Source organism: Streptomyces sp. NPDC029674 (assembly GCF_044903205.1).
Taxonomy (GTDB): domain Bacteria; phylum Actinomycetota; class Actinomycetes; order Streptomycetales; family Streptomycetaceae; genus Streptomyces.
Genome location: NZ_JBJDPY010000002.1, coordinates 388,541 through 408,642, shown reverse-complemented (window position 1 = coordinate 408,642; position 20,102 = coordinate 388,541). Strand labels below are relative to the sequence as shown.

18 protein-coding genes are annotated in these 20,102 nt (G+C 69.9%); 9 read left to right on the top strand and 9 right to left on the bottom strand.

Annotated features, from left to right (window positions below; translation table 11 throughout):
* Positions 1-213: 213 nt before the first annotated feature.
* Positions 214-1,872: a protein kinase gene (locus ACI2L3_RS05805; RefSeq protein WP_404751047.1), complete on the bottom strand. Its 1,659-nt coding sequence runs from the start codon at positions 1,870-1,872 to the stop codon at positions 214-216.
* A 306-nt stretch (positions 1,873-2,178) separates the two neighbouring features.
* Here ACI2L3_RS05805 and ACI2L3_RS05800 point away from each other — a divergent pair, with 306 nt between their 5' ends.
* Positions 2,179-3,747 carry a protein kinase gene (locus ACI2L3_RS05800; protein ID WP_404751046.1) on the top strand — a complete coding sequence of 523 codons (1,569 nt, stop codon included), beginning with the start codon at positions 2,179-2,181 and terminating at the stop codon, positions 3,745-3,747.
* A gap of 26 nt (positions 3,748-3,773) precedes the next feature.
* On the opposite strand, the gene ACI2L3_RS05795 is transcribed toward ACI2L3_RS05800, so the two are convergent.
* The gene (locus ACI2L3_RS05795; RefSeq protein ID WP_404751045.1) at positions 3,774-4,196 is read right to left on the bottom strand and encodes a pyridoxamine 5'-phosphate oxidase family protein; all 423 of its coding nucleotides are present in this window, start codon (positions 4,194-4,196) and stop codon (positions 3,774-3,776) included.
* 78 nt (positions 4,197-4,274) lie between these two features.
* Positions 4,275-4,937, bottom strand: coding sequence for a response regulator (locus ACI2L3_RS05790; protein ID WP_404751044.1), 663 nt, complete (start codon positions 4,935-4,937; stop codon positions 4,275-4,277).
* 381 nt (positions 4,938-5,318) lie between these two features.
* Here ACI2L3_RS05790 and pdhA point away from each other — a divergent pair, with 381 nt between their 5' ends.
* The 3 genes from pdhA to ACI2L3_RS05775 are packed head-to-tail and all read left to right on the top strand — an operon-like array spanning position 5,319 to position 8,950.
* Complete coding sequence (pdhA, locus tag ACI2L3_RS05785; protein ID WP_404751043.1) at positions 5,319-6,518, top strand: pyruvate dehydrogenase (acetyl-transferring) E1 component subunit alpha; 1,200 nt, start codon at positions 5,319-5,321, stop codon at positions 6,516-6,518.
* Between the two features lie 2 nt (positions 6,519-6,520).
* Positions 6,521-7,501, top strand: coding sequence for an alpha-ketoacid dehydrogenase subunit beta (locus ACI2L3_RS05780; RefSeq protein WP_404751042.1), 981 nt, complete (start codon positions 6,521-6,523; stop codon positions 7,499-7,501).
* A 12-nt stretch (positions 7,502-7,513) separates the two neighbouring features.
* Positions 7,514-8,950, top strand: a complete 1,437-nt coding sequence (locus ACI2L3_RS05775; protein WP_404751041.1) for a dihydrolipoamide acetyltransferase family protein — start codon at positions 7,514-7,516, stop codon at positions 8,948-8,950.
* Between the two features lie 66 nt (positions 8,951-9,016).
* Here the strand turns inward: ACI2L3_RS05775 and ACI2L3_RS05770 are convergent, their stop codons facing one another.
* Positions 9,017-9,913 (bottom strand): D-alanyl-D-alanine carboxypeptidase family protein, encoded by an 897-nt coding sequence (locus ACI2L3_RS05770; RefSeq protein WP_404751040.1) that lies wholly within the window; start codon positions 9,911-9,913, stop codon positions 9,017-9,019.
* A gap of 179 nt (positions 9,914-10,092) precedes the next feature.
* Here ACI2L3_RS05770 and ACI2L3_RS05765 point away from each other — a divergent pair, with 179 nt between their 5' ends.
* Both ACI2L3_RS05765 and ACI2L3_RS05760 read left to right on the top strand, forming a co-directional pair.
* Positions 10,093-10,821, top strand: coding sequence for a GntR family transcriptional regulator (locus ACI2L3_RS05765; protein ID WP_404751039.1), 729 nt, complete (start codon positions 10,093-10,095; stop codon positions 10,819-10,821).
* Complete coding sequence (locus tag ACI2L3_RS05760) at positions 10,818-12,125, top strand: nitrate/nitrite transporter (protein ID WP_404751038.1); 1,308 nt, start codon at positions 10,818-10,820, stop codon at positions 12,123-12,125. The genes ACI2L3_RS05765 and ACI2L3_RS05760 overlap by 4 nt, the downstream gene beginning before the upstream one ends.
* 23 nt (positions 12,126-12,148) lie before the next feature.
* On the opposite strand, the gene ACI2L3_RS05755 is transcribed toward ACI2L3_RS05760, so the two are convergent.
* A complete protein-coding gene (locus ACI2L3_RS05755; RefSeq protein ID WP_404751037.1) occupies positions 12,149-12,973 on the bottom strand; it encodes a maleylpyruvate isomerase family mycothiol-dependent enzyme in 825 nt (274 codons plus the stop codon).
* 135 nt (positions 12,974-13,108) lie between these two features.
* On the opposite strand from ACI2L3_RS05755, the gene ACI2L3_RS05750 reads away from it, so the two are divergent.
* On the top strand, positions 13,109-13,915 hold the full coding sequence (locus ACI2L3_RS05750; RefSeq protein WP_404751036.1) for a carbon-nitrogen family hydrolase: 807 nt from the start codon (positions 13,109-13,111) through the stop codon (positions 13,913-13,915).
* Between the two features lie 321 nt (positions 13,916-14,236).
* Here the strand turns inward: ACI2L3_RS05750 and ACI2L3_RS05745 are convergent, their stop codons facing one another.
* The 4 genes from ACI2L3_RS05745 to ACI2L3_RS05730 form a co-directional block, all read right to left on the bottom strand.
* The gene (locus ACI2L3_RS05745) at positions 14,237-14,734 is read right to left on the bottom strand and encodes an LURP-one-related/scramblase family protein (RefSeq protein ID WP_404751035.1); all 498 of its coding nucleotides are present in this window, start codon (positions 14,732-14,734) and stop codon (positions 14,237-14,239) included.
* Between the two features lie 45 nt (positions 14,735-14,779).
* Positions 14,780-15,010, bottom strand: a complete 231-nt coding sequence (locus ACI2L3_RS05740; RefSeq protein WP_404751034.1) for a DUF6458 family protein — start codon at positions 15,008-15,010, stop codon at positions 14,780-14,782.
* 77 nt (positions 15,011-15,087) lie between these two features.
* Entirely contained in the window at positions 15,088-16,386 is a 1,299-nt protein-coding gene (locus ACI2L3_RS05735; protein ID WP_404751033.1) for a M18 family aminopeptidase, read from the bottom strand.
* A 161-nt stretch (positions 16,387-16,547) separates the two neighbouring features.
* Positions 16,548-18,374: an acyl-CoA dehydrogenase gene (locus ACI2L3_RS05730; RefSeq protein ID WP_404751332.1), complete on the bottom strand. Its 1,827-nt coding sequence runs from the start codon at positions 18,372-18,374 to the stop codon at positions 16,548-16,550.
* 129 nt (positions 18,375-18,503) lie between these two features.
* On the opposite strand from ACI2L3_RS05730, the gene ACI2L3_RS05725 reads away from it, so the two are divergent.
* Positions 18,504-18,995 (top strand): SseB family protein, encoded by a 492-nt coding sequence (locus ACI2L3_RS05725; RefSeq protein WP_127913024.1) that lies wholly within the window; start codon positions 18,504-18,506, stop codon positions 18,993-18,995.
* A 143-nt stretch (positions 18,996-19,138) separates the two neighbouring features.
* The gene (locus tag ACI2L3_RS05720; protein WP_404751032.1) at positions 19,139-20,095 is read left to right on the top strand and encodes a pirin family protein; all 957 of its coding nucleotides are present in this window, start codon (positions 19,139-19,141) and stop codon (positions 20,093-20,095) included.
* The last annotated feature ends 7 nt before the right edge of the window (positions 20,096-20,102 follow it).

Sequence of the window (20,102 nt, the reverse complement as noted above, 5' to 3'; positions counted from 1 at the left end):
GGGGGCCGCCCCCCCCCCCCCCCGGCCGGGCGCCCCCCCCCGCGCCCCCCCCCCCCCCCCCCCCCCCCCCCCCCCCCCCCCACCCCCCCCCCCCCCCCCACCCCCCCCCCCCCCCCCGCCCCCCCCCCCCCCCCCCCCCCCCCCCCCGGCCCCCCCCCCCCCCCCCCCCCCCCCCCCCTCGGCGTAGCCTCTCGGCGTAGAAAAAGAGAACCGCTAGGCCGGGTTGCCCGTCGAGACGTCGAACTGGATCTCCAGGCCCTTCGGGTCGACCTCCGTGCCTTCCTTCGGGGTCTGCCGCATGACCGTGTCCTCGCCGTAGGCGTTCTCATTGATCTTGCGCTTGTCGTAGCTCCAGCCGGCCGCCTGCAGGCACGAGAGGACGGACTTCCAGTCCTTGAACGTGAAGTCCGGGACCTTGATCTTTTCCTCGTCGTTGTAGCCCACCTCGGGCTCGCTGCACTCGTCGGTCTCCATCGTCATGTTCCGGTTGGGGCCCTTGTGCCCCGCCACCGGCTGCTTCGACTTGTCGCCGCCGGCTTCCTTGCCGCCGTCGTCACCGCCGCTCAGCGACAGCGCGGTGATCAGGCCTCCGACGGCGAGAAGCGCGACGACGATCGAGCCGACGATCACCGGCATGTTCTTGCGCTTGCCGCCTCCCGGGGACGACGGGGACGCCGTCGTGGCCGGCTGCGGCGAGAGGTTGTACGGCGGCGGGGTGTGCGCCCCCTGCTGCGGCGCGTACGCGTTGGCGGGCGGCGGGGTCTGGTAGCCGCCCTGCTGCGGGTAGCCGTAACCCGGCGTGGGCGTGGGCGCCGGGGTCGACGGGCCGTAGGGGCCCGGCGCCGGACCCGGCTGGTACGGCGTCTGGACGCCGCCCGACTGCTGCGGCATCGACGCGTCGACCGGCGGGAAGACCGCCGAGCCGACGCCCGCGCCGCTCGCCGTCTGCGCGCCCGGCACGATGCTGGGAGCCTGAGAAGGAGCAGCCTGCAAGGACTGGGCGACGCGCAGGCACTCGTCGCGCATGGCCTCGGCGGTCGGGAAACGCTCGTTCGGGTTCTTCTTCAGCGCACGGGCGACGATCGCGTCGACCGCGGGCGGCAGCGAACGGTTGATCGAGGAGGGGGCGACCGGCTCCTCCTGCACGTGCGCGTACGCGATGGCCAGCGGCGAGTCCGCCTCGAACGGCAGCCGTCCGGTGGTCAGCTGGAACAGCATGATGCCGACGGAGTACAGGTCGGAGCGCGCGTCGACGCCGCGGCCGAGCGCCTGCTCCGGGGAGAGGTACTGCGGGGTGCCGACGACCATGCCGGTCTGCGTCATGGAGGTGACGCCGGACTGCATGGCGCGGGCGATGCCGAAGTCCATGACCTTGACGACGTTGCGCTTCGTCATCATCACGTTGCCGGGCTTGATGTCGCGGTGGACCAGGCCCATCTCGTGGCTGATCTCCAGGGCGGCCAGCACATCGGCGGTGATCTTCAGCGCCTGGTCGGTGGGCATCGCGCCGAACTGCGTGACGGACGTGTCGAGCACGGAGCCGAGCGGCTGGCCCTCGACGTACTCCATGACGATGTACGGCATCGTCGCGCCGTCAAGGTCGTCCTCGCCGGTGTCGAAGACCGACACGATGTTCGTGTGAGTGAGCTTCGCCACCGACTGGGCCTCACGGCGGAACCGCTCGCGGAAGGACTGTTCGCGGCCGAGCTCGGTGTGCAGTGTCTTGATCGCGACCTGGCGGTCGAGCACGGTGTCGTAGGCGAGGTGCACCGACGCCATGCCGCCCTCGCCGAGCAGATCACGCAGTTGGTAGCGGCCACCGGCCAGCGAACGACCCGCGTACCGCCCCTGTGCGCCGTCCTGGCTGCTCATCTCGTGCGTCCCCCATTGGCGCGGCCGCCGGACGGCTCCGCGGCTGGTGATCGATTACCGCTATTCCAGGCCAAGTCTGCCCCAGGACGATGACGCGTCAAGCTCGGTGCCCGTTCCGTGACCGTACGCGCAAGAAGCGTCTCGGAAGCGTTACAAGTTTGCGCACGGGACCCCGGGACGGCTTTGATGTCCGGTCCACCTCGAACCGGCGGGTGGCGCGAAGGCTGTAGCGTGGCCCGTCGGAGTACCCCGTACCGCGACGTACTCAGTACCAAGTACCACGACCAGAAACGACGGCGAGGACTGATGGCACAGACGCAGCGCGCTCAGGGCCCGTCCGACCCCGAGGCGACTGGCGGCGGTATGTCAGACGCGCCTGAATTGTGGGGCAACGGCGGGCTCGTGGGCGATGGCCGGTACCGGCTGACGCACAGACTCGGCCGGGGCGGCATGGCCGAGGTCTTCGCGGCCGAGGACGTGCGCCTCGGGCGTACGGTCGCGGTCAAGCTGCTCCGCTCCGACCTCGCCGAGGACCCGGTCTCCAAGGCCCGTTTCACGCGTGAGGCGCAGTCCGTCGCGGGTCTCAACCACCACGCTGTGGTCGCGGTGTACGACTCCGGTGAAGACGTCGTCGGGCCGAGCGTCGTCCCGTACATCGTCATGGAGATCGTCGAGGGCCGGACGATCCGCGATCTCCTGCTCAACGCGGAGGCGCCGGGTCCGGAGCAGGCCCTGATCATCGTGTCGGGCGTGCTCGAGGCGCTGGCGTATTCGCACCAGCACGGCATCGTGCACCGCGACATCAAGCCCGCCAACGTGATCATCACCCACAGCGGCGCGGTGAAGGTGATGGACTTCGGCATCGCGCGCGCCCTGCACGGCGCGCAGTCGACGATGACGCAGACCGGCATGGTCATGGGCACGCCCCAGTACCTGTCGCCCGAGCAGGCGCTCGGCAAGGCCGTCGACCACCGGTCCGACCTGTACGCGACGGGCTGCCTCCTCTACGAACTGCTCGCGCTGCGGCCCCCGTTCACCGGTGAGACGCCGCTCTCCGTGGTTTACCAGCACGTCCAGGACCAGGCCGTGCCGCCGTCCGAGGTCTCGGACGCGGCGCCGCCGGAGCTGGACGGGCTCGTCATGCGCTCCCTCGCCAAGGACCCGGACGACCGGTTCCAGACCGCGGAGGAGATGCGCGGCCTCGTCCAGTACGGGCTGCAGATGCTGAACGAGCAGGGCAGCCACACGGGCACCTGGAACACCGGGCCCGTCGCCATGCACGAGGGCGGCGGCACCTCGGCCATGGGCGTCGCCGGCACCAGCGCGATGGCGCACCCGGACTCCGGGACCGCGCAGATCCCGAGCCCCATGCTGCGTCCGCCGGGCGACGACGGCGGCTTCGACGGCGGGCCGCGCGGCGGCAGGGGCGGCCGCGGCAAGATGTGGCTCTTCGCCGTGCTCGCGGTCATCGCGATCGCGGTGGGCGTCGCCTTCGCGCTGAGCGCGACCGACGACAAGGGGAAGAAGAACCCGCCGAAGCCTCCCGCGACGAAGCAGTCGCAGTCGAAGGAGCCGAGCAAGAGCGCGGACGACGAGACGGCGGACGAGACGGAGGACCCGGGCACCGGCACCGGCGGCGAGACGGACTACGACCCGCCGACGAACCGGCCGACGAACCCGACGTATCCGACGAACGGTCCGACGGAGCCGAGCGACGATCCGACGACGCCGACCCAGGATCCGACGACGCCCACGCAGGACCCGACCGAGCCGACCACGGACCCGACCACGCCCACGGATCCGACGGAGGACCCGGGCGGTGACCCCGAGGGCGCCGAGAACGGCGGGGGCGACAACGGGGGCGGCGGTCTCTGACCCCTCCCTGAGGGGCGCGTCGCGGCCTACAGCGCGTGCTGCAGGTGACGGTCCTCGCCCGCCCGCAGGGTGTGGACCGTGCAGAACTGCGGCTTGACGCGCAGGTAGACCGGGTCGAAGAGTTCGCCGTCCACGAAGCGCGGCCCGCGGCCGAAGAGCTCGAGCTCCGCCGTGGTCGGCTCGACCGCCTCGCAGAGGCCGATGAGCTGCACGGTCCAGCGCAGGTCGAGCGCGGTCGTCACATTGAGGTTGTCCGCGCCGTACGCGACGACGCTGCCGACGCACGCCTGGTGGTAGCCGGCGCCCTTGTGCATGCGGAGCAGGACCTTCTGGTCCACCACGATGTGCCGTGACGCCGCGAGGAAGGGCAGCGCGCGCATGCTCGTCGCCACTCGGCCGTAGTCGGTGCGGCTGAGCAGTTCGAGGGCGAGCTGTTCGTCGGTGGGCATGTTCCCACCTTGGTTCATGGCCGGGGCGTCGGAAAAGGGGACCCCGGCCCCATGAAAAGAGGACGTAAGTCCCTGCTCCTAGTGCTGCTTCTCCGCCTGCATGCGCGCCACGTACGCCGCGGCCTGCGAGCGTCGCTCCATGCCCAGCTTGGACAGCAGGCTGGAGACGTAGTTCTTGATCGTCTTTTCGGCGAGGTGCAGGCGCTCGCCGATCACGCGGTTGGTCAGGCCCTCGCCGATCAGGTCGAGGATCTTCCGCTCCTGGTCGGTGAGGTTGGCGAGCCGGTCGTCGCCCTTGGCGTTGTTGCCGTCGCGCAGCCGCTCCAGGACCCGGGCCGTGGCGACGGGGTCGAGCAGGGACTTGCCGGCGGCCACGTCGCGTACGGCGGTGAGGAGCTCATTGCCGCGGATGGCCTTGAGGACATATCCGGAGGCACCGGCCATGATCGCGTCGAAGAGTGCCTCGTCGTCGGCGAACGAGGTGAGCATCAGGCAGTGGATGTCCTCGTTCTGCGAACGGATCTCACGGCACACCTCGACCCCGCTGCCGTCCGGCAGGCGCACGTCGAGCACGGCCACGTCCGGCCGGGTCGCCGGGATCCTGACCAGGGCGTCTGCCGCGGTACCCGCCTCGCCGACGACCTCGATGTCGGACTCCACGGAGAGCAGCTCATGGACTCCTCGCCGGACCACCTCGTGATCGTCGAGGAGAAATACCGTAATTTTTCCCTGTTCGCGCACGGAGCCAGTCTCACACACGATCTCTTCGCATGCCCGGGCGGAACCCTTCCAATGCCCGGGGTGGCCGGGATAACGTGCCGGTGTTCCGGCCCCCTGCCAGGCTGTGATCAGTGCTGTGACCAGTAAGTGTTCCCCCTTTTCTCCGTGTACTCGGAAATCCGAGCATTCAGGTACTTGGATTTCCGAGTAAATTCGCAGGTCAGATGGGGTTTCACAGAAATGGGAGGCACTGGGTAACGTGCTTTGTGCAGGGCGCTCGCCGGGGCACCTGTCACGCCTGTTCCCGGCCGAGCCGCACACACCCCGTGCGCGGGCACGGACCAGGCGAGCCGCACTGGTTTTCCCGGTAATCCCGGGGGCCGGACCGACGGAGGAGCACACGTGACCGTGGAGAGCACCGCCGCGCGCAAACCGCGCCGCAGCAGTACGAGCGGCGCCAAGCGCGCAAGCGCCAAGAAGTCCGCGCCGCAGAAAAGCACCGAGCCCGAGCTCGTACAACTGCTGACGCCCGAGGGCAAGCGGGTCAAGAACGCGAAGAACGCGGTGTACGACGCGTACGTCGCGGACATCACCGCCGAGGAGCTGCGCGGCCTCTACCGCGACATGGTCCTCACCCGCCGCTTCGACGCCGAGGCCACGGCCCTCCAGCGCCAGGGCGAGCTCGGCCTGTGGGCCTCGCTGCTCGGCCAGGAGGCCGCCCAGATCGGCTCGGGACGGGCCACCCGTGACGACGACTACGTGTTCCCCACGTACCGCGAGCACGGTGTCGCCTGGTGCCGCGGCGTCGACCCGACGAACCTGCTCGGCATGTTCCGCGGCGTGAACAACGGCGGCTGGGACCCGAACGGCAACAACTTCCACCTGTACACGATCGTCATCGGCTCGCAGACCCTGCACGCCACCGGCTACGCGATGGGCGTGGCCAAGGACGGCGCGGACTCGGCCGTGATCGCGTACTTCGGGGACGGCGCCTCCAGCCAGGGCGACGTGGCCGAATCGTTCACCTTCTCCGCGGTCTACAACGCCCCGGTCGTGTTCTTCTGCCAGAACAACCAGTGGGCGATCTCCGAGCCCACCGAGAAGCAGACCCGGGTGCCGCTCTACCAGCGCGCGCAGGGCTACGGCTTCCCCGGTGTGCGGGTCGACGGCAACGACGTGCTGGCCTGTCTCGCGGTCACCAAGTGGGCGCTGGAGCGGGCGCGTGCGGGTGAGGGCCCTGCGCTCATCGAGGCGTTCACGTACCGCATGGGCGCGCACACCACGTCCGACGACCCGAGCAAGTACCGCAACGACGACGAGCGGGTGGCCTGGGAGGCCAAGGACCCGATTCTGCGGCTGCGGGCCTACCTGGAGTCCGAAGGTCACGCGGATGAGGGATTTTTCGCGGAACTCGACGACGAGAGCGAAGCGTTGGGCAAGCGAGTGCGAGAGGTGGTGCGGGCGATGCCGGATCCGGATCTGATGGCGATCTTCGAGAACGTCTACGCGGACGGGCACGCGCTCGTGGACGAGGAGCGCGCCCAGTTCGCCGCCTACCAGGCGTCGTTCGCGGACGCCCCCGCGGGCGGGGAGGGCAAGTGACCATGGCTGTCCAGAAGCTTCCCATCGCCAAGGCGATCAACGAATCGCTGCGCACCGCGCTGGAGAACGACCCCAAGGTCCTCATCATGGGTGAGGACGTCGGCAAGCTCGGCGGCGTCTTCCGCGTCACGGACGGGCTGCAGAAGGACTTCGGCGAGGACCGGGTCATCGACACCCCGCTCGCCGAGTCCGGCATCGTCGGCACGGCCATCGGCCTCGCGCTGCGCGGGTACCGCCCGGTGGTGGAGATCCAGTTCGACGGATTCGTCTTCCCGGCGTACGACCAGATCGTCACGCAGCTCGCGAAGATGCACGCCCGAGCGCTCGGCAAGATCAAGATGCCGGTCGTCATCCGCATTCCGTACGGCGGCGGAATCGGCGCGGTCGAGCACCACAGCGAGTCCCCCGAGGCGCTCTTCGCGCACGTGGCGGGCCTGAAGGTGGTCTCTCCGTCGAATTCGGCGGATGCCTACTGGATGATGCAGCAGGCCATCCAGAGCGACGACCCGGTGATCTTCTTCGAGCCGAAGCGGCGGTACTGGGACAAGAGCGAGGTCGACAAGGACGCCATCCCGGGGCCCCTGCACAAGGCCGTCGTCGCCCGCGAGGGCAGCGACCTCACGCTCGCCGCGTACGGCCCGATGGTCAAGGTCTGCCTGGAGGCGGCCGCGGCCGCCGAGGAGGAGGGCAAGTCCCTGGAGGTCGTCGACCTGCGCTCCATGTCGCCGATCGACTTCGACACCGTGCAGGCGTCGGTCGAGAAGACGCGGCGGCTGGTCGTCGTGCACGAGGCCCCGGTCTTCCTGGGCACGGGCGCGGAGATCGCGGCGCGCATCACCGAGCGGTGCTTCTACCACCTGGAGGCGCCCGTGCTGCGGGTCGGCGGCTACCACGCCCCGTACCCGCCGGCGCGCCTCGAGGAGGAGTACCTGCCGGGCCTCGACCGGGTGCTCGACGCAGTCGACCGCTCGCTGGCGTACTGAGGGGAGAGGGTCGTGACGACGATGACAGACACTGCTCTTGCCGAGTTCAAGATGCCCGACGTGGGCGAGGGGCTCACCGAGGCGGAGATCCTCAAGTGGTACGTGGCGGTGGGCGACACCGTCACCGACGGCCAGGTCGTGTGCGAGGTCGAGACGGCCAAGGCCGCGGTCGAGCTCCCCATCCCGTTCAACGGTGTCGTACGTGAGCTGCGGTTCCCGGAGGGGACCACGGTCGACGTCGGCCAGGTGATCATCGCGGTGGACGTGTCGGGCGGGACGGGCGCCCCGGCGGCGCCGGTACAGGAGACGACGCCCGAGCCCGCGCCCGAGGCGGAGCCCAAGGCTCCGGAGGGCCGGCAGCCCGTGCTCGTGGGGTACGGCGTCGCGGAGTCCTCCACCAAGCGGCGTGCGCGGAAGGCCGCCCCGGGAGAGACCCCGGTCGCGGCCGCCGAGCCGGAGCCTCAGCCGGAGGCTCAGCACGACCGCCCCCTGAACGGGCACACCGGCACCCGGCCGCTCGCCAAGCCGCCGGTCCGCAAGCTCGCCAAGGACCTCGGCGTCGACCTCGCGACGGTCACGCCGTCCGGCCCCGACGGGATCATCACCCGCGAGGACGTGCACGCGGCGGTGGAGGCCGCGGCCCCGGCCGCCGCACCCGCCCCGCAGCAGGCCGAAGCGCCCGCCCCGCAGGTGACCGAGGCGCCCGCCCCGGCCGTCCCCGCCCCCGCGGCCGCGGGGAGCACGGACGCCCGCGAGACCCGTATCCCCGTCAAGGGCGTCCGCAAGGCCACCGCGCAGGCGATGGTCGGCTCGGCGTTCACGGCGCCGCACGTCACGGAGTTCGTGACGATCGACGTGACGCGGACGATGAAGCTGGTCGAGGAGCTCAAGCAGGACAAGGCGTTCGAGGGGCTGCGGGTCAATCCGCTGCTGCTCATCTCCAAGGCGCTGCTGGTCGCGATCAAGCGGAACCCGGACGTCAACGCCGCCTGGGACGAGGCGAACCAGGAGATCGTCCAGAAGCACTATGTGAACCTGGGCATCGCCGCGGCCACCGCGCGCGGTCTGATCGTGCCGAACATCAAGGACGCGCACGCCAAGACCCTGCCCGAACTGGCCGAGGCGCTCGGCGAGTTGGTCGGCACGGCACGGGCGGGCAAGACCTCGCCCGGCGCCATGCAGGGCGGCACGGTGACGATCACGAACGTCGGCGTCTTCGGCGTCGACACGGGCACGCCGATCCTGAACCCCGGCGAGTCCGCGATCCTCGCGGTCGGCGCGATCAAGCTCCAGCCGTGGGTCCACAAGGGCAAGGTCAAGCCCCGTCAGGTGACGACGCTGGCACTGTCCTTCGACCACCGTCTGGTGGACGGCGAGCTGGGCTCGAAGGTGCTGGCCGACGTGGCGGCGGTCCTGGAGCAGCCGAAGCGGCTGATGACCTGGGCGTAAGGACGGAACGAGAAGGGCCCTGCCGCGACCGTCGCGGCAGGGCCCTTCCTTGTGCCCACGGGGGCGTTACGCCACCTTGAAGCCGTAGTCCAGGAGCTTCTTCGCGTCCTTGGTGCGGTTGTCCAGGGAGGAAGAGGTCAGGACCGTGCCGACGACCGTCTTGCCGTTGCGGGTCGCCGCGAAGACGAGGCAGTACTTCGCCTCCGGGCCGGAGCCCGTCTTCACGCCGATGGTGCCGCGGTAGGAGCCGAGCAGGTTGTTCGTGTTCGACCACGACATGTTGCGGTAGCCACCGTTCGACGTGGTGACCTTCTGCGTGGTCGACTTCGTCTTCACGACCGTGCGGAACGTGGAGTACTTCATCGCGTTGCTCGCGAGCTTCGTCAGGTCGCGCGGCGTCGAGTAGTTGGCGCCGTGCCCGATGCCGTCGAACGAGTCGAAGTGCGTGTTGGACAGGCCCAGGGACCTGGCCGTCGAGTTCATCTGGCCGATGAAGTTCTTCACGCGCTTGGCCCGGGTCGTGCCCTTGCCGAACTTGTCCGCGAGCGCGTACGCGGCGTCGCAGCCGGACGGCAGCATCAGCCCGTACAGGAGCTGGCGGACGGTGACCTTGTCGCCGACGATCAGGCGGGCCGACGAGGCGTAGTTGTTGCGGACGATGTAGTCGCTGTACTCCTTCTGGACCTTGACCTTGGAATCCAGGTTCAGGTTCCGCTGGCCGAGCACCACGCGCGCCGTCATGATCTTCGTGGTGGAGCCGGTGGAGCGACGGGTGTCGGCGGACTTGGTGAAGAGGGTCTTCCCGTTGCCGTTGTTCATCACATAGCCGCCCTTGGCGACGATGGACGGCTTCGGGGGTGCGGCCGCGTGGGCCGTGGTGGTGAGGGCGCCGCCGGCCAGTACCGCGCTCGCGGTGACGAGGACGGCTGATGCGCGACGTACGCCCGTAATGCCGGTATTCAAGTTAAGTACTCCAAATGCCCCTGGGCTGCGGCTGCATGAGGGTGCCGCTCACTCAGTAGACGAGTGAGGAGGCCGGATGGATGTGCCGGAACGTCGGTGAATTCCGGTACGAGTGCTACGAGTGCCCGCCATGTGGACGTGGGATTCCGGCGTATACCTGTTGTATCTATGCTGTGCGCATGCCAGCCGCCACCGCGACCCCCTCGGTCACCCCCGCCACCTCGGCCACCCCTGCCACCTCGGCCTCCCCCACCGCCCCCGTCACCTCCATCAAGCCGCCGCCCGCCGCCGAGCGCGTCTACACGCACGTCAAGCAGGCCGTGCTCGAACGCCGCTACGAGGGCGGCACGCTCCTCACCGAGGGCGAGCTCGCCGAGGCCGTGGGGGTCTCCCGCACCCCGGTGCGCGAGGCGCTCCTGAAGCTGGAGGTGGAGGGGTTGCTGCGGCTCTACCCCAAGAAGGGCGCGCTCGTCCTGCCCGTCTCCGCCCAGGAGATCGCGGACGTCGTCGAGACGCGGCTGCTCGTCGAGACACACGCGGTGCGCAAGGCGGTGCCCGCGCCCGCCGGACTCATCGGCCGCCTGGAGGAGCTCCTCGCCCGGCAGCGGACGCAGGCCGCCGCCGGGGAGCTGGCGGAGGCCGCCGTCACCGACCGGTGCTTCCACGCGGAGATCGTCCGCAGCGGCGGCAACGAGATCCTGTCGCGCCTCTACGACCAGCTGCGCGACCGGCAGCTGCGGATGGGCGTCGCCGTGATGCACTCGCACCCCGACCGGATCGCGAAGACCCTCGCCGAGCACGAGGAGATCCTCGACGCGCTGCGCCGCGGCGACGCGGAGGCGGCGGTCGCCGTGGTCACCCGGCACGTCGGCTGGTTCCAGAACCTGGCGCGGGGCGAGGTCCGATGAGCTCCGCCACCGCCCCGGTCTCGCTGCCCGGGGATCCGCCCGGCGGCCGGAAGGCCGTCCTCGTCTGGTCCATCGGCGTCGCCGTCTACTTCGTCGCCGTCATCTTCCGGACGTCCCTCGGCGTCGCCGGGCTCGACGCCGCCGACCGCTTCCACGTCAACGCGTCCGCGCTGTCGACCTTCTCCATACTCCAGCTGCTCGTCTACGCGGGCATGCAGATACCCGTCGGCCTGATGGTCGACCGGCTCGGCACCAAGAAGGTGCTGACCATCGGTGTCGTCCTCTTCACGGTCGGCCAGCTCGGCTTCGCGTTCTCGCCCACGTACGGGATGGCGCTCGTCTCCCGCGCCCTGCTCGGCTGCGGTGACGCGCTCACCTTCATCAGCGTCCTGCGGCTCGGCACGCGCTGGTTCCCGGCCCGGCGCGGCCCGATGGTCGCCCAGCTCGCCGGCCTCGTCGGCATGGCGGGCAACCTCGTCTCGACCCTCGTCCTGGCCCGGCTGCTGCACTCCGTCGGCTGGACCGCGGCCTTCGCGGGCAGCGCGCTCTGCGGTGTCGTCGTCCTCGTCCTGATGACGCTGTTCCTGAAGGACCACCCCGAGGGGCACGAGCCGGAGCCGGTGCGGCACACCGGTGCCGCCTACGTCCGCAAGCAGATCGCCCTGTCCTGGCGGGAGCCCGGCACCCGGCTCGGTCTGTGGGTGCACTTCACCACGCAGTTCCCCGCGATGGTGTTCCTGCTGCTGTGGGGCCTGCCGTTCCTCGTCGAGGCGCAGGGCCTGTCCCGGGCGACGGCCGGTGAACTGCTCACGCTCGTCGTGCTGTCCAACATGGCCATCGGCCTCGTCTACGGCCAGATCGTGGCCCGGCACCACGCCGCGCGCCTCCCGCTGGCGCTCGGCACCATCGGGACGACGGCCGCCGCCTGGGCGGCCACCCTCGCCTACCCCGGGGACCATGCCCCGATGTGGCTCCTGATCGTCCTGTGCACGGTCCTGGGCGCCTGCGGCCCCGCCTCCATGATCGGCTTCGACTTCGCGCGGCCCGCCAACCCGCCGGAGCGGCAGGGCACGGCCTCGGGCATCACCAACATGGGCGGCTTCGTCGCCTCCATGACGACGCTGCTCGCGATCGGCGTGCTGCTCGACGCGACCGGCGACAACTACCGGGTCGCGTTCTCCGCGGTCTTCGTGCTTGAGGCGCTCGGGCTCTGCCAGATCCTGCGGCTCAAGTCGCGGGCGGTGCGCAGGGAGCGGGAGCGGCTGGTCTCCAGCCGGGTGGAGGCCGTGCACGTGCCGGTCTGACTCATACTCATACGGCTACGGCGTCACGGCGTCACCGCGAAGTTGCGCAGGATCGCGTCCGCCAGGTCGTGGTCGCCCTCGACCTTGATCCGGTCCGCGACCGACGCGTACGTCACCCTGCCGCACGCCAGCTTGAAGTACGTCTCCCAGTCGAGACCGAAGGTGGCGAGCGGGCCCAGCGAGGGCGCGCCGTCGACCGTGCCCTTGCCGTCGGCGTCGATGCGGACCGTGCGCAGGAACTCGACGGGGCCGCTCACGTCGAAGACGACGGCCGAGTTCGCGGGCGCGCCCGCCAGCTTGGCGACGACCTTCGGGAGGCCCTGGAGGAGCAGGTCCCGGGCGACGTACGCCCCCGGGGAGTCGAGGTTGCCGGGCTTGCGCAGCGTCGTACGAAGGTCCTGCTCGTGCACCCACACGTCGAACGCCCGCATCCGCATGGCCAGTTCGAGGGTCTGCTCGGTGCCGAGCGGGCCGCGGATCTTGGTGCTCGGGTCCCGCGACTCGTTCCGCAGCTGCCGCGTGCGGCGGATGATCGTGTACTCCAGCTCGGAGGTCATCTCCGGCGCGGTGTGGTGGCGCCGCACGTCGACCTGCATCTCCATGTACCGCTGGCCCTCGGTCTGCACGTGGAACAGGTCGCGGGGCAGGGTGTGGATCGGGCGGGGGTCGCCCAGCATCTCGCAGTCGAGGCCTATGACATGGGAGACGATGTCGCGCACCGACCAGCCGGGGCAGGGGGTGGCCCAGTTCCACTCTCCCTCGGCGAGGGGCGACACCAGCTCGGATATCGCCTCAACGGAATGCGTCCAGGCATCGGCGTAGTTCTGCAGGCTGGGATGGAGACTCACGGGACCCCTTGCGGTCGTACGCGGGCGGTGGGTGTCTGAGACGTTAAGTTACGCTGCCCACAGGCACCCCGGCAGTGCTTTCGTGTGACGATCGTAGGCCCGTGTTGACGGCTCGAATGCCAGGACGGTGGTAGTGTGCGCGCCTCCCTCATCCAGATCGCCGTAGACGAGGACGAACCGGTCAATTCCCGTAGGTCGCGGGTCGCTTCGCTGGTACGCGAGGTGAGCGCCCGGGAGGGCTCGGATCTGGTCGTTCTTCCGGAACTGTGGACCACGGGCGCCTTCGCGTACGAGTCCTTCGCGGGCGAGGCGGAGCCGCTGGAAGGTCCGACGTACGACGCGATGTCGAAGGCGGCGAGCGACGCGGGTGTGTGGCTGCACGCGGGCTCGATCCCCGAGCGTGACCCTGATGGCTCCCTCTACAACACCTCGCTCGTCTTCTCCCCGGCCGGTGAACTCGCCGCCTCCTACCGGAAGATCCACCGCTTCGGCTTCGACAAGGGGGAGGCCGTCATGATGGCGGCCGGCTCCGAGCTGACGACTGTCCGCACGCCGGAGGCCACGGTGGGTCTTGCGACCTGCTACGACCTGCGCTTCCCCGAGCTCTTCCGGGGGCTCGTCGACGCGGGCGCGGAGATGTTCGTGGTGCCGGCGGGGTGGCCGGAACGGCGGCGCGAGCACTGGTTGTTGTTCGCGCGGGCGCGGGCGGTTGAGGACCAGGTGTACGTGTTGGCGTGCGGGACCGGGGGGACGCACGCGGGGGTTCCCCAGGCGGGGCACAGTGTTGTCGTCGATCCGTGGGGTGAGGTGCTCGCGGAGGCGGGGGGTGGTGAGGAGGTCCTCACCGTCGATCTTGACCTCGGGAAGGTGGGGGCTGTCCGGGAACAGTTCCCGGCGCTGAAGGATCGCCTCCTGGGGCAGGCCCCGCCGCCCCGCCCCTGAGCCGCGGCTCCGCCGCGAGTTTGCCGTGGTCTCTTCGGCTGCGGGTGCGTGGTGGCTGGTCGCGCAGTTCCCCGCGCCCCTGGGGGCGCGGCTGCGCCGCGGTGCTCGGGTGCGGGTGCGGCTGCGGGTGCGTGGTGGCTGGTCGCGCAGTTCCTCGCGCCCCTGGGGATGCGGCTGCGCCGCGGTGCTCGGGTGCGGATGCGGCTGCGGGTGCGTCGTGGCTGGTCGCGCAGTTCCCCGCGCCCCTGAGGACGCAGCTTCGCCGCAGTCCTCGCGCGCAGCTTCCGCGCGCAGCTTTCGCACGAGGACCGCGCCCAAGACTCAATCCTCGGCCTCCCGCTCCTTCTCCGACAGGCGGATTACGCAGACCGTGACCGCGAGGAGCAGGGCGGGGTCGGCGTCGTCGCGGGTGATGTGCAGGCCGTAGGTGTCGCGGACGCGGAACCAGCGGCGGGAGATGTCGGCCAGGAGTTCGCCGTCGTATTCGATGGCGAACTCGCGGTCGAGGATCTTGCCGCTGACGTCCAGCTCCGTGCCGTCGACCAGCTCGACGCGGTAGTGGTTGCGCAACAGGGACAGCCGCTTGCGCTTCACTGTGGCGAGCGGGTCGCCCGCTCGCTCGATGACCATCGTGTCGCGCAGCGCCAGCATCTTGGCGTGGATGTCGATGACGACGTTGCCCTGCGTGTCCTTCAGCTCGAAGGTGTCACGCAGGCGCATCGCCTTGCCGTCGACGAGGAAGACCTTGCGGCCCCGGTCGTCCTCGATCCAGTAGTCGTCGCCGATGCCGAGCACGCGGTCGCGTACGAGAAGTCTCATGACGGCATGACTACCCCGTACCGTCGCACATCGGACAAGTCCGGGTCAGTAGGTGCGCGGCGGCTGGTCCGGGTCGACGACGGTCGTCTGGGTGGCCGGCGGGACCACGGCCCGCCTGCGCCGGGCGATGCTGGTGAAGACGGCGACACCGATGAGGCCCACCGCCATCATGATGAGACCGGTGACGGTGACGTTGAGCCCGTCCACTTCCCAGTCGGTCGCGAACGTGAGGATGGCACCCACGGCGATCAGGATGATGCATCCGCCGAGGCCCATAGGAACCGCCTCCCTGCTTAGTGGCTACGAAGCCTCCGGGTACCCGGGACCTTCGTAGCCACACAGGCATTCGGAGTTCAGCCCTCCAGGAACGCCACCAGCGCGTTGGCCAGCATGTGCGGGTCGTCGGCGCCGCACAGTTCGCGCACGCTGTGCATGGAGAGGATCGCGACGCCGATGTCGACGGTCTTGATGCCGTGGCGGGCGGCGGTGATCGGGCCGATGGTGGTGCCGCACGGCATCGCGTTGTTGGAGACGAACGACTGGAACGGCACGCCCGCCTTCTCGCACGCGGCGGCGAAGACGGAGCGTCCCGAACCGTCCGTGGCGTAACGGTTGTTGACGTTCACCTTGAGGATCGGGCCGCCGTTGGCGCGCGGGTGGTGCGTCGGGTCGTGCCGCTCCGCGTAGTTGGGGTGCACGGCGTGGCCGGTGTCGGAGGAGAGGCAGACGGTGCCGGCGAAGGCGCGGGCCTTGTCCTCGTACGAACCGCCGCGCGCGAACACGGACCGCTCGAGCACGCCGCCGAGGAGCGGCCCGTCGGCGCCGGTGTCGGACTGCGAGCCGTTCTCCTCATGGTCGAAGGCGGCGAGCACGGGGATGTACGGCAGCTCCTCCTGGGCGGCGACGGCGGTGAGGGCGGCCGTCGCGGCGTGCACGGAGAGGAGGTTGTCCATGCGGGGGCCCGCGACCAGTTCGCGGTCGCGGCCGAGGAAGGCGGGCGCCTCGACGGCGTACGTCATGAGGTCCCAGCCGGTGACATCGCCCTCGCCGAGCCCGGTCTCGTCCTCCAGGAAGCGGATCAGGTCGCCCTCGTGGACGTCGTCGCCCAGGCCCCAGATGGGCTGCATGTGCTTCTGCTTGTCGAGCTTGAGGCCGTCGGTGTGCACGGACCGGTCCATGTGGATGGCCAGTTGGGGCACGCGCAGCAGCGGCCGGTCGATGTTCACGAGCCGCGTGGTGCCGTCGCGCAGGGAGAGGCGTCCGGCGAGGCCGAGGTCCCGGTCGAGCCAGGAGTTGAGGAGCGGCCCGCCGTAGATCTCCACGGCGACCTGGCGCCAGCCGTGGGCGGCGGCGTCGGGCTGCGGCTTCACGCGCAGGTTCGGGGAGTCGGTGTGGGCGCCGACGATGCGGAAGGGGGTGTGCGCGGCGGCGTTCTCCGGCACGTACCAGGCGATGATGGCGCCGCCCCGCAGCACGTACTTTCCGCCGGTCGTACCGTCCCAGGCTTCGGTCTCCTCGACCTGCCGGAAACCGGCCTTCTCCAGCCGCTCGGCGGCGCTCGCCACGGCGTGGTACGGCGTAGGGGCGGCCGCCAGGAAGGTCATGAGGTCTTCGGTGTGGCCACGGTCGAAGGGCCCGGAGGGTGTGCGCATGCCAGCCAGCCTAGCTACCGCTTTCAACCGGTGGTGCGGCTCCCGACCCCCGGGTGGCCGACGCACGACGGCCCGCCCCGGGGCGGGGCGGGCCGTCGTGGTGCGTCAGGAGCTGTACGGGCGCCTCAGGAGGCGCCGTGCTGCCTGGGGGGCGTCCTTGACTAGAACGCCGCCTCGTCCAGCTCCATCAGGTCCAGCTCCACGCCCTCGGCGAGCTTCCGCTCGGTCGCGACGCCCGGCAGGACGTTCGCGGCGAAGAACTTGGCGGCGGCGATCTTGCCCTCGTAGAACGCCTTGTCCTTGGCGGAGGCGGTCTCCAGCTTCTCGGCGGCGACGGCGGCACCGCGCAGCAACAGGTAGCCGACGACGACGTCGCCGGAGACCATCAGCAGGCGCGTGGTGTTCAGGCCCACCTTGTAGATGGACTTGACGTCCTTCTCCGTGGCCGCGAGGTCGGTCAGCATGACGCCGACGATGGCCTCCAGCTCGACGGCGGCCTTGGCCAGCTCCTCACGGGCGCCGGCAAGCGTCTCGCCGCCCGTGCCGACCGCGAGGAACTTCTTGATCTCCTCGGCGAGGCCGTTCAGCGCGGCGCCCTGGTTGCGGACGATCTTCCGGAAGAAGTAGTCCTGGCCCTGGATCGCCGTCGTGCCCTCGTAGAGGGTGTCGATCTTGGCGTCACGGATGTACTGCTCGATCGGGTACTCCTGGAGGTACCCCGAGCCGCCGAACGTCTGGAGCGACTGTGCCAGCTGTTCGTACGACTTCTCCGAGCCGTAGCCCTTGACTATCGGGAGGAGGAGGTCGTTGAGCGCGATCAGCGACGACGCGTCCTCGCCCGCCGCCTCCTTGACCTGGATCTCGTCCTGGACGGCCGCGGTGTGCAGGACCAGGGCGCGCATGCCCTCGGCGTACGCCTTCTGCGTCATGAGGGAGCGGCGGACGTCCGGGTGGTGCGTGATGGTGACCTTGGGGGCCGTCTTGTCCATGAACTGGGCGAGGTCCGGGCCCTGCACGCGCTCCTTGGCGTACTCCAGGGCGTTCAGGTAGCCCGTCGAGAGCGTCGCGATGGCCTTCGTGCCGACCATCATGCGGGCGAACTCGATGATCATGAACATCTGGCGGATGCCGTCGTGCTTGTCGCCGATCAGCCAGCCCTTGGCGGGGTGCTGGTCGCCGAACGTCATCTCGCAGGTGTTGGAGGCCTTGAGACCCATCTTGTGCTCGACGTTCGTGGCGTAGACGCCGTTGCGCTCGCCCAGCTCGCCGGTCTCCCAGTCGAAGTTGTACTTCGGGACCAGGAAGAGGGAGAGGCCCTTGGTGCCGGGTCCTGCGCCCTCGGGGCGGGCGAGGACGTAGTGGAGGATGTTCTCCGACATGTCGTGCTCGCCGGACGTGATGAAGCGCTTCACGCCCTCGATGTGCCAGGAGCCGTCCTCCTGCTGCACGGCCTTGGTGCGGCCCGCGCCCACGTCCGAACCGGCGTCCGGCTCGGTCAGGACCATCGTCGAGCCCCACTGCTTCTCGACGGCGATCTGGGCGACCTTCTTCTGCGCCTCGTTGCCCTCCTCGAAGAGGATGCCGGCGAACGCGGGGCCGGACGAGTACATCCACACGGCCGGGTTCGCGCCGAGCAGCAGCTCCGCGTACGCCCAGATCAGGGAGCGCGGGGAGGTCGTGCCGCCGATCTCCTCGGGCAGGCCGAGGCGCCAGTACTCGGAGTCCATGAAGGCCTGGTAGCTCTTCTTGAAGGACGCGGGCACCGGGGCGGTGTTGGTCGCGGGGTCGAAGACCGGCGGGTTGCGGTCGGCGTCCTCGAAGGACTCCGCCAGCTCGTTCTCCGCGAGGCGGCGCAGCTCGTCGAGGATGCTCTTGGCGGTGTCGACGTCCATCTCCGCGAACGGGCCGGTGCCGTACAGCTTGTCGCGGCCGAGCACCTCGAAGAGGTTGAACTCGATGTCGCGGAGATTCGACTTGTAGTGGCCCATGGCGAAGGCTCCGTAAGCAGGAAAGTGGATGAATACCAGCAAGTAGCTACGATGATGCTACCCGTCGGTAATAAGGCGCAACCCCTAACCGCCCATCTGTGACGTCCATGACTCAGTACGCTTACGCGCATGTACGGCTACGACCAGAATCCCGGCGCCCAGCAGCAGTACGCCCCGCCGGGCGCGCAGCCGCCGCCGCAGCAGATGCAGGGCATGCCCGGCGGTGGCTACGGCCAGCAGCCTCCGCTCTACCCCGAGCCCTCGCCGCCGTCCCTCGCGGACGCGGTGCGTGCCTTCACGACGGGGTCGATGTCCGCCGAGGACTTCCAGCAGATCTTCGCCACGTCGAAGGTCTACTGCCCGCGCGGTGACAACCCCGGCTTCCTCGCCCTGCACAACACGCAGCAGCCCGTGATCCCGATGTTCACCTCCCTCAAGGAGCTGCGCCGGTACGCGGGCAAGGACTCCAAGTACTTCGTCATCACCGGCGCGGAGGTCATCGACCTGCTCCCGACCGGGTACGGCTTCGTCCTCGACATGGAGGGCGAGCACCGCATGGTCTTCGACGCGAAGGCCGTGGAGCAGATGGTCGACTTCGCGATGCGCCGTATGTACGGCTAGGACGTGACCGCCGCGCCGGCTCACTCGTAGATCGCTTCAAGCCACCCCTGGAGCCCGGAGGGAATTCCCTCCGGGCTTCGCTCGTTCCCAGTGGCAGAAAGTTCTACGTTCAACTAAAGTGAGTGAACGAGGAGGTACCGACCATGCCTGCAGTGACTGTCGAGAACCCGCTGACCCTGCCCCGAGTGGCGGCGGCGGCCGACGCGACGGCGCGCCCCGTGCTCGCCGTGACCACGGCGCCGAGCGGCTTCGAGGGCGAGGGGTTCCCGGTGCGCCGGGCCTTCGCGGGGATCAACTACAAGTACCTCGACCCGTTCATCATGATGGACCAGATGGGCGAGGTGGAGTACGAGGCGGGCGAGCCGAAGGGCACCCCCTGGCACCCGCACCGCGGCTTCGAGACGGTCACGTACCTGATCGACGGCACCTTCGTCCACCAGGACTCCAACGGTGGCGGCGGCACCATCCGCAACGGCGACACCCAGTGGATGACGGCTGGCAGCGGCCTCCTGCACATCGAGGCGCCGCCGGAGTCCCTCGTCATGTCCGGCGGCCTCTTCCACGGCCTCCAGCTGTGGGTGAACCTGCCCGCCAAGGACAAGATGATGGACCCCCGCTACCAGGACATCCGCGGCGGCCAGGTCCAGCTGCTCTCCACCCCCGACGGCGGCGCGCTGCTCCGCGTCATCGCCGGTGAGCTCGACGGGCACGAGGGCCCCGGCATCACGCACACGCCGATCACGATGATCCACGCGACCGTGCGGCCCGGCGCCGAGGTCACGCTGCCCTGGCGCGAGGAGTTCAACGGACTCGCGTACGTCCTCGCCGGACGCGGCACCGTCGGCGCCGAGCGGCGCCCCGTCCACATGGGGCAGACCGCGGTCTTCGGCGCCGGGTCCTCGCTGACCGTCCGCGCCGACGAGCGGCAGGACGCGCACGCCCCCGACCTGGAGATCGTGCTGCTCGGCGGGCAGCCGATCCGGGAGCCCATGGCGCACTACGGCCCGTTCGTGATGAACAGTCAGGCCGAGCTGCAGCAGGCCTTCGAGGACTTCCAGAAGGGCCGGCTCGGCAGGGTGCCGGCCGTGCACGGGATGTAGGTCCGGC